Raw genomic sequence first — 8,552 nt, 5'->3', positions numbered from 1 at the left:
CCCGGCCACCGGCGTCACCTGCTTCACCACCCCCACCAAGCCGGCCACGGACATGACCTTCGGCCAGGCCCTGGCCTCGGCGGTGCAGTTCGTGGTCGACAAGTTCCACGTCGACGAGGGCACGCCGATCAAGAGCATCGAGGCCGACGCCGACAAGGGCAACCGCCCCAACTGCATCCAGGCCCCGCCGGCCTACAAGGCCCGGCCGCTGAACGGGATCTGGGCGGCGCCGCCCTATCTGCACAACGGCTCGGTGCCGTCGCTCACCGCCCTGCTGGGCGCGCCGGGCGAGCGGCCGTCGAGCTTCTGCCTGGGCAACCGCGCCTACGACCCCAAGGCCGTCGGCCTGGACGTCAAGGCCGCCTGCCCGCGCGGGGCCTTCAAGCTGGACGTCAGCGTCAAGGGCAGCTCCAACAAGGGCCACGAGTTCCGCGACGCTCCGGCCGGGACCAAGGGCGTGGTCGGCCCGGCCCTGAGCGCCGAGGAGCGGGCGGCGGTGATCGAGTTCCTGAAGACCCAGTAGGAAGACTTAGCCGGAAAAGACGGCCGGAGGCCTTTACGCCTTCGGCCGCCACGCTCTAGAAAGCCCGCAACTTTTGTAAGGGCTTCGCCTTCGCGCCGCCCGGCCGACGAAGGAGACTTTCCATGTCCGATGAAACCCGCGACTCCAACGGCGCGATCCTGGCCGACGGCGACAACGTCACCCTGATCAAGGACCTGAAGGTCAGGGGCTCGGGCGGCGTGACTCTCAAGCGCGGAACCCTGGTCAAGAAGATCCGCCTGACCGGCGACCCCGAGGAGATCGAGGCCAATGTCGACAAGGTGAAGGGCCTGGTGCTGCGGACGGAGTTCGTCAAGAAGGCCTGAGGTTATTGGCCATGGGTCGTTTGAGATATGTCCGCGCGCGCTGGCCCGAGCTTGAGGTCCCGGAAGGGCAGCCGCTCTGGCTGCTGTACGAACTCGACGATGCGGCCGATGCGGTGACGCGCTCGGTGGACCTGTTTCCTGACGGAAGCGTCGCGCGCAACAGCATCGAGATTGAGGAGCGGAACGGCACGCCGTGTCCCTCGCTGATCGATCTGTCCCTGGCCGAAGGCTTCGCGGACGCCGACCTTATCGAGATCTCGTCTGCGGAGTTCGAAGCGGCGTGGGCCAAGGGGATGGACCGGCCGTTCTGGAGCGCCGGCTAAGCACCTTCCCGCTAGCCCGCCGCCGCCAGCCGGGCCAGGCCGTATTCGACGCGGCCGTCCCAGGTTTCCAGCAGCGGCTCGCCGGCCCCGAGGGCGGCGTGCAGTTCGGCCAGGGGGCGGGCCGGCGTCGTCTCGGCGAGGCGGGCGTCGGGGCGCGCGTTCGCCGCGGCGGTCAGGAACATCACCGCGTAGAACAGGTGGCTGACCCGGCGCGCCAGGGCCAGGCGGCCGCGTTGCGCGTCGGTCGGCGGCGCGCCGAAATAGGCGGCAAGCAAGCGGTCGGCGGCTTCGGGGCCGGGGGCGAACAGGTTGGCGACGGCGGCCAGGTCGACATAGCGGTCGGCCAGGAACGCCGACTCCCAGTCGATCAGCCACAGCCGGGCGCCGTCGCTGAGGATGTTGCGGGGATTGAGGTCGTTGTGGCTGGAGACCGGCTCGCACCCCGCCGCGCGGCTGGCCGTGGCCAGTCCGTCCCACAGGCTCGCCGTCGCCTCGCGGGTCGCCGGCGCCAGCAGCGGCCGGGCCAGCAGGCCGCGCACCAGGTCTTCGAGGGCGTCCAGATAGTCGAGTCCCGACTCGGCCAGGGGCGGGAAGGCCGGCGTCTCATGCAGCAGGCGCACGGTGCGGGCCAGTTCGGCCGCCAGGGCCTCGCCGCCGCCGGGGAAGTCGGACAGGGGGCGGGCCTCGATCCACTCCACGATCGTCACGCCGCTCTTGGCATCGGCCCCGCGCAGGCGCGGGCCGAGCAGGGCGTCGGCGGCGATGCGCTGGCAGGCCTGGGCGCGGGCCGGATCGCGCACGGTGTCGCGGGCCGTGTCGATGCGCAGCGCATAGGGGACGCCGCCGACGCGGATGCGCCAGCTGCCGGCGCCGGAGAGCCCGCCGGTCAGCCGCGTCTCGGAATCGACGGCGTCGGTCGCGAACGCCGTCCGCAGGGCGCGGGCGACGGCGGGGATCCGGGCGACTGACGAGACGGACATGGGCGGCGGCTCCCTGAAAAGCGCGTCGCCTAATTTGTCCGGATAAAAATCAGAGTCAATATTACCCGGGTTAAATCCTATTCGCCCCGCGCCGCTTTCTCCAGGGTCGGCACGTCGATCTTCACCATCTGCATCATGGCGGCGAAGACGCGGCCGGCGACGGCCTTGTCGGGGCCGGTGGTCAGCTCGATCAGCTGGCGCGGGGTGATCTGCCAGGAGAGGCCGTAGCGGTCCTTCAGCCAGCCGCAGGCCGAGGGCTGGCCGCCGCCGGCCAGCAGGGCGTCCCAGTAGCGGTCGACCTGCGCCTGGCCGTCGCAGTCGACGGTGAACGACACGGCCTCGTCGAACTTGAAGTGCGGGCCGCCGTTCAGCGCGGTGAAGCCCTGGCCGTCGAGCTCGAAATAGACCGTCGACACCGAGCCGCCCGGCCCGGCCGGCGGCGGCACGTCGTCGGGATAGCGGTTGACGGACAGGATCCGCGAGTTGGGGAAGATCGAGACGTAGAAGTTCGCGGCTTCCTCGGCCTGGGTGTCGAACCACAGGAACGGGGTGATCTTGGGCATGGCGTCTTCCTCCTGGCTGGCGGCCTGGTCGCCGCGTCTTCCCGAGGACGAAGGAACGCCCGCCGCCCCGACATCGTCGAGGCGAATTTTCGCATGCGCCGTCAGATCGAGCGGTCGACCGTCTTTCCGACGTTGCTCAGGGTCGCTAGGGCGACCGCGGCGGTCGAGGCGGCGGCGCTGACCGGAACGTCCAAGGTGGCGGCGGTCTCTGAGGCCGTGCTCGCAGGCGCCGTGGTCCCGATCGCGGCCGCCTTCGAGGGTTCGGCCGCGAGGGCGGCGTCCCGGGCCTTGCGGGCGGCGATGACGTCCGACCAGCGGAAGCCCCACGCGGAGCTGTCGTCGACCTGGTCGCTGACGTCGCGGCCGTTGGCGATGGCGACAGCCTCGCCTGTCGAGCGCACCGACACCGACCAGCCGGCCTCGCCGGCCGACTGGGTGAAGTCGCCGATCCTCAGCTTGCCCTCGGTCGTGCGGTAGAGCGGCGCGCCCGTGACCTCGAACCGGCTGTTCATCCCGCGGAGCGTGGCGTTCAGGCTGGAGAGGCCCCTGTTGATCCACTTCTCCGAGATGTAGACCATCATGTCGATCTCGCCGCCCATCCCCTGGGCGCGCATTTCGTCGAACTTGGCCGTGTTGTTCAGCATCCAGACGCCGCCGTTGATCAGGCTGATGTCCAGGCCCAGCATCTCGATGTTGTTGCGCGCGGCCTTGGCCATGCCGGCGGCCATCTGGTTGTTCTCGGAAGCCAGCGAGCCCTTGGGGTAGGTCTCGACCGGCGCGGCGAGCGCCGTGGTCGTGGGCGTCGCGTCGGACGCTTCGGCGGGCTTCTGCGCGGCGTCTTTCGCCAGGGCCGCCTTGGCCTCCGGGGACAGGTCCACCTTCACGGCCGGCTCGACATATTCCGGAAGGTTCAGCGCCTGAATGGACGTCTCAGTCTGCGCCAGTATGGCTTCGCGCCGCTCGTACGCGCCCGCCGCCTGGGCGTACATGTCCTTGCGGTCCTGGGCCTGCTTCAGATAGGCGGCCTCGTCGAACGACACGTGAGCAAACTCGTAAAGGCGCCGCAGCCCCGGCAGCCTCGCCTGGGCGTGCGCCACGGGGTCGTAGCTGTAGGGGGAGGGAGCGACGGCCGTGACCATGGAAGTCCTCACCGGTGCGCGTGCTGCGCGTGTCGAGTTTTCAAACTCAACATGAAGGCGAGTCGTGAACGACGCGTAAACCTTGTCGCGCGTTGGGCCGTGTCGGTCCGACCTTAGAACCGCATCCAGTCGATGAAGGCCCGCAGGGCCGGGGAGAGCTGGCGGCGGCTGGGGTAGTAGAGGAAGAAGCCGGGGAAGGGCTCGCACCAGTCTTCCAGCAGCGAGACGAGGCGGCCGGCGGCGATGTCGTCGGCGACGGCTTCGCGGAACGGGAAGGCCAGGCCCGCGCCGGCCTTGCAGGCCTCCAGCAGCACCGCGCCGTTGTCGGTGAGCAGGCAGGCGGGCGGGGTGACGACGACGAGGCGGCCCTTGCGCTCGAACTCCCACGGATAGGGCGCGCCCGAGGATCGGCGCACCAGCAGGCAGCGGTGGCCGCTCATCAGGTCTTCCGGCTCCTTGGGGGCGCCGTGGCGGGCGATGTAGTCGGGCGTGGCGACCAGGGCCTGGGAGAGCTCGCCGCTGAGCGGGATGGCGATCATGTCGGCCTGCAGCCGCTCGCCCAGGCGCACGCCGCAGTCGAAACCGCCGGCGACGATGTCGGACAGGGCGTCCTCGCAGACGATCTCGACCCGCACGTCGGGATAGGCGTTCATGAAGCCGCCGATGCGCGGGGCCAGCAGCATGCGGGCGGCCGTGGTGGCGATGTTGATGCGCAGGCGGCCGGCGGGACGGTCGCGGAACTGGGCGATCTCGTCGAGGGCGGCGTCGATGTCGGCCAGGGCCGGTCCAAGCCTGGCGAGAAGCCGCTCGCCGGCCTCGGTGGGGGCGACGCTGCGGGTGGTGCGGTTGAGCAGCCGCACGTCCAGCCGGGTCTCCAGGTTGCGGATCGCGTGGCTGAGGGCGGAGGCCGTCACCCCCAGGGCCTGGGCGGCGGCGCGGAAGCTGCGGCGCTCGGCCACCAGGGCGAAGACGGCGAGGTCGGGCAGGGGGCGGGTCGACATTGCTGAGAGATGCTCAGGAGTGCGTTGAGACCGCAAGCGGTTATCGTCGCGCCCGCCAAGGCCCATCTCCCTGCCGTCGCGGCGACGTCCGCGATCCCCATTTCGCACAAGGAGCTGCCCATGAAGACGCGCAAACTCGGCGACGGCCTGGAGGTTTCGGCCCTCGGTCTCGGCTGCATGGGCATGAGCTGGGCCTATGGTCCCGCGCCCGACAAGCAGGCGATGTTCGACCTGATGGCCAGGGCGGTGGACCTGGGCGTCACCTTCTTCGACACCGCCGAGGTCTACGGCCCCTATGTCAACGAGGAGCTGGTCGGCGAAGGCCTGAAGCCCTTCCGCGACAAGGTCGTGATCGCCACCAAGTTCGGCTTCGACATCGGGCCCGACGAGTCCGGGACCGTGCGCATGAAGGGCGTCAATTCGCGGCCCGACAACATTCGCGCCGTGGCCGAGGCCTCGCTCAAGCGCCTGGGCGTCGAGGCGATCGATCTCTTCTACCAGCACCGCGTCGATCCCGGCGTGCCGATCGAAGACGTGGCCGGGACGGTCAGGGACCTGATCGCCGAGGGCAAGGTCAAGCACTTCGGCCTGTCGGAGGCCGGCGCGGCGACGATCCGCAAGGCCCACGCGGTGCAGCCGGTGGCGGCCCTGCAGAGCGAGTATTCGCTGTGGACGCGGGGGATCGAGGCCCAGGTGCTGCCGACCATCCGCGAGCTGGGTATCGGTCTCGTCCCCTACAGCCCGCTGGGCCGGGGCTTCCTGACCGGCGCGATCAAGGCCGGCGACGGCTTCGGCAAGGACGACTTCCGCTCGACCCTGCCGCGCTTCCAGGGCGAGGCCATCGCCAAGAACCAGTCGCTGGTCGAGGCGCTGGTCGAACTGGCCGGCGAAAAGGGCGTGACGCCCGCGCAGCTGGCCCTGGCCTGGCTGCTGGCCCAGGGCCCGGACATCGCGCCGATCCCCGGCACGACCAAGGTCGCGCGGCTGGAGGAGAACATCGGCGCGGTGGACGTGGCGCTGTCGGCCGACGACCTGGCCAGGATCGCCGCGGCGGTGCCGGAGACGGCGGTCGAGGGCGAGCGGTACGCCGAGGCCGGGCTGGCGATGGTGGGGCGCTAGCCGACTGGCGCCGGCCCCCTCAGTCGCTCCGCGACAGCTCCCCCAGAGGGGGAGCATCTGCGGCGATAGATCCTCCCCCTCTGGGGGAGGTGGCCCGGAGGGCCGTAGGGGGTCTTCGGCGGCGGGTCTTGAACCTGTCGCCCGCCCGCGCTCAAACTCCCCACCATGACCGACAACCCGCTGCAACGCCTGGACGCCCTGGAGCTGGTCAAGCTCGGCAAGTCGGCGATCACGGTGGGGGGCTTGGGGGCGGGCATCGTCATCGTCATCGCCGCATTGCTGGCCGCGCGGCTGGCGGCGGCGGGCCTTCGGCGGCTGCGGGCGCGGGCGGCCGACAACGCCTCGTCGCTTTACGTGGTCGAGAAGCTGACGACCTACGGCCTGGTGGTGGTCGGCCTGCTGGCCGGCCTGTCGACCATGGGCATCGACCTGACTTCGCTGACGGTGTTCGCCGGGGCGGTGGGCGTCGGGGTGGGGCTTGGCCTGCAGGGGGTGATCAAGGACTTCGCCTCGGGCGTCAGCCTGGTGTTCGAGCGGCTGATCGCGGTGGGCGACTTCGTGGAGCTGTCGAACGGCTCGCGCGGGGTGGTGCACGAGATCGGGCCGCGCGCCACGCGCATCCGCACCAACGACGCCACGGACGTCATTGTCCCCAACTCGGTGCTGGTCAACGACCAGGTGATCAACTGGACCCTGCGCAACACTACCCGCCGCATCCGCGTGCCCTTCGTCACCGCCTTCGGGGTCGACAAGGAGACGGTGCGCGAGGCAGTGCTGAAGGCCGCCCGCAGCGTGCCCTTCACCAGCGCCGACGACGCCGTGCGCCGCACCCAGGTGTGGCTGGTCGGCTATGGCGATCACGCCCTGAAGTTCGAGCTGATCGTCTGGCCGACGGTCGAGGCCGTGCGGCGGCCGGCGGCGATCTTCGCGGCCTATACCTGGGCCATCGACGACGCCCTGCGCGGGGCCGGCATCGAGATCCCCTATCCGCAGCGCGACGTGCGGCTGCGGGGGCTGTTCGGCGAGGAGGGCGAGGACGCGCGGGCGGCCCTGCGCCTGGAGCCGCGCGCGGCGCGTAAAGGGCGGGGCAAGGCGGCGACCCACGTCTCGCAGAACGACGCCGCCGACGAGCTGGGCCGCGAGGATCCGGACGAGGCGCCGCCGCCTTCCAGAACCCCGCCCCCTTGATGGGGGAGGGGGCGTTGCACGTCTTCCCCTGCGTCGCCCTTGACCCCCTCGCGCCCGCGCCGCAGTCTTCTCGCAACTGCGAAATAAGAACACAGGGAAGACGCGCATGAAGACCGCCCGAGGCTTCTTCAAACCCCTGGCCATCGGCGCGCCGGCGCCGTGGCGCGAGCTGCCCGCCCGCGTCGAGCGGATGATCCACTTCGTGCCGCCGCATCTGGAGAAGGTGCGGGCCAAGGTCGGCGAGATCGCCCCCACGGTCGACGTGATCCTGGCCAATCTGGAGGACGCCATTCCCGCCGACGCCAAGGGCGCGGCCCTGGCGGGCACGATCGCCCTGTCGCGCGAGGTCGACTTCAAGGCCCTGGGCGTGGGGCTGTGGGTGCGGATCAACTGCCTCAACTCGCCCTGGCACCTGGACGAGGTGGCGACCCTGGTCGAGAAGGCCGGCGACCGGATCGACGTGATCATGGTGCCCAAGGTCGAGGGGCCGTGGGACATCTTCTACATCGACCAGCTGCTGGCCTCGCTGGAGGCCAAGCACGGGGTGACCCGGCCGATCCTGCTGCACGCCATCCTGGAGACGGCCGAGGGGGTGATGAACGTCGAGCAGATCGCCGGCGCCAGCCCACGCATGCAGGGGATTTCGCTGGGTCCGGCGGATCTCGCGGCCAGCCGGGCGATGAAGACCACCCGGGTCGGCGGCGGGCATCCGGGCTACCGCGTAATCGAAGATCCGCATGCGGACGGATCGCCCCGCGCCAGCGTGCAGCAGGACCTCTGGCACTACACCTTCGCCAAGATGGTCGACGCATGCGCGGCCCACGGGATCAAGCCGTTCTACGGTCCGTTCGGGGCGATCGACGATCCGGTCGCCTGCGAGCAGCAGTTCCGCAACGCCTTCCTGATGGGCTGCGCCGGGGCCTGGAGCCTGCACCCCAGCCAGATCGCCATCGCCAAGCAGGTCTTCAGCCCCGACCCGGCCGAGGTGGCCTTCGCGAAAAGGATCCTGGAGGCCATGCCCGACGGCTCGGGCGTGGCGATGATCGACGGCAAGATGCAGGACGACGCCACCTGGAAACAGGCCAAGGTGATGGTCGACTGCGCCAAGCAGATCGCCGTCAAGGACGCGGAATACGCGGCGCTCTACGGGTTTTGAACCTGGCGCTTCCCCCTGGTCCCGTCATTCCCGCCCTTGTGGCTGACAAAGGGGGTCTCACCACCGCGACATCCCTCTCTCTTAGAGAGAGGGAGGGGCCCATCGCGCAGCGATGGGAGGGTGAGTGGTTACACCTTCAGCCGGCGTGCCGGCACATCGCCCGCAACAGCGCCAAGATCGTCCAGGGGCTTCGCCTACCCACTCACCCTCCCACGC

Annotated in this window: 9 protein-coding genes and 1 pseudogene; 6 read left to right on the top strand and 4 right to left on the bottom strand. The window is 70.2% G+C overall.

Annotated features, from left to right (window positions below):
• From DMC18_RS26100 to DMC18_RS16355, 3 genes and pseudogenes are all read left to right on the top strand, one after another.
• Positions 1 to 523, top strand: a pseudogene (locus tag DMC18_RS26100) (hypothetical protein); the annotation flags it as partial.
• A gap of 122 nt (positions 524 to 645) precedes the next feature.
• Positions 646 to 867 carry an alkylphosphonate utilization protein gene (locus DMC18_RS16360; protein ID WP_110133109.1) on the top strand — a complete coding sequence of 74 codons (222 nt, stop codon included), beginning with the start codon at positions 646 to 648 and terminating at the stop codon, positions 865 to 867.
• Positions 868 to 872: 5 nt separating this feature from the next.
• The gene (locus DMC18_RS16355; protein ID WP_146218095.1) at positions 873 to 1,190 is read left to right on the top strand and encodes a hypothetical protein; all 318 of its coding nucleotides are present in this window, start codon (positions 873 to 875) and stop codon (positions 1,188 to 1,190) included.
• Positions 1,191 to 1,201: 11 nt separating this feature from the next.
• Here the strand turns inward: DMC18_RS16355 and DMC18_RS16350 are convergent, their stop codons facing one another.
• The 4 genes from DMC18_RS16350 to DMC18_RS16335 all read right to left on the bottom strand — a co-directional run bounded on the left by DMC18_RS16350 (position 1,202) and on the right by DMC18_RS16335 (position 4,873).
• Positions 1,202 to 2,170, bottom strand: coding sequence for a phosphotransferase (locus DMC18_RS16350; RefSeq protein WP_110133107.1), 969 nt, complete (start codon positions 2,168 to 2,170; stop codon positions 1,202 to 1,204).
• Positions 2,171 to 2,247: 77 nt separating this feature from the next.
• Positions 2,248 to 2,733, bottom strand: coding sequence for a VOC family protein (locus DMC18_RS16345; protein ID WP_110120681.1), 486 nt, complete (start codon positions 2,731 to 2,733; stop codon positions 2,248 to 2,250).
• A gap of 101 nt (positions 2,734 to 2,834) precedes the next feature.
• Complete coding sequence (locus DMC18_RS26095) at positions 2,835 to 3,872, bottom strand: hypothetical protein (RefSeq protein ID WP_158285923.1); 1,038 nt, start codon at positions 3,870 to 3,872, stop codon at positions 2,835 to 2,837.
• A gap of 113 nt (positions 3,873 to 3,985) precedes the next feature.
• The gene (locus tag DMC18_RS16335) at positions 3,986 to 4,873 is read right to left on the bottom strand and encodes a LysR family transcriptional regulator (protein WP_110120680.1); all 888 of its coding nucleotides are present in this window, start codon (positions 4,871 to 4,873) and stop codon (positions 3,986 to 3,988) included.
• Positions 4,874 to 4,993: 120 nt separating this feature from the next.
• Here DMC18_RS16335 and DMC18_RS16330 point away from each other — a divergent pair, with 120 nt between their 5' ends.
• The 3 genes from DMC18_RS16330 to DMC18_RS16320 all read left to right on the top strand — a co-directional run bounded on the left by DMC18_RS16330 (position 4,994) and on the right by DMC18_RS16320 (position 8,336).
• Positions 4,994 to 5,992, top strand: coding sequence for an aldo/keto reductase (locus tag DMC18_RS16330; RefSeq protein ID WP_110120679.1), 999 nt, complete (start codon positions 4,994 to 4,996; stop codon positions 5,990 to 5,992).
• A 165-nt stretch (positions 5,993 to 6,157) separates the two neighbouring features.
• Entirely contained in the window at positions 6,158 to 7,180 is a 1,023-nt protein-coding gene (locus DMC18_RS16325) for a mechanosensitive ion channel family protein (RefSeq protein ID WP_110118198.1), read from the top strand.
• A 106-nt stretch (positions 7,181 to 7,286) separates the two neighbouring features.
• Positions 7,287 to 8,336, top strand: a complete 1,050-nt coding sequence (locus DMC18_RS16320; protein WP_110118197.1) for a CoA ester lyase — start codon at positions 7,287 to 7,289, stop codon at positions 8,334 to 8,336.
• The last annotated feature ends 216 nt before the right edge of the window (positions 8,337 to 8,552 follow it).

Origin of the sequence: Caulobacter sp. D5 (genome assembly GCF_003185805.1) — a bacterium.
Classification (GTDB): Bacteria; Pseudomonadota; Alphaproteobacteria; order Caulobacterales; family Caulobacteraceae; genus Caulobacter.
This window is presented reverse-complemented; position numbering and strand designations above follow the sequence as displayed.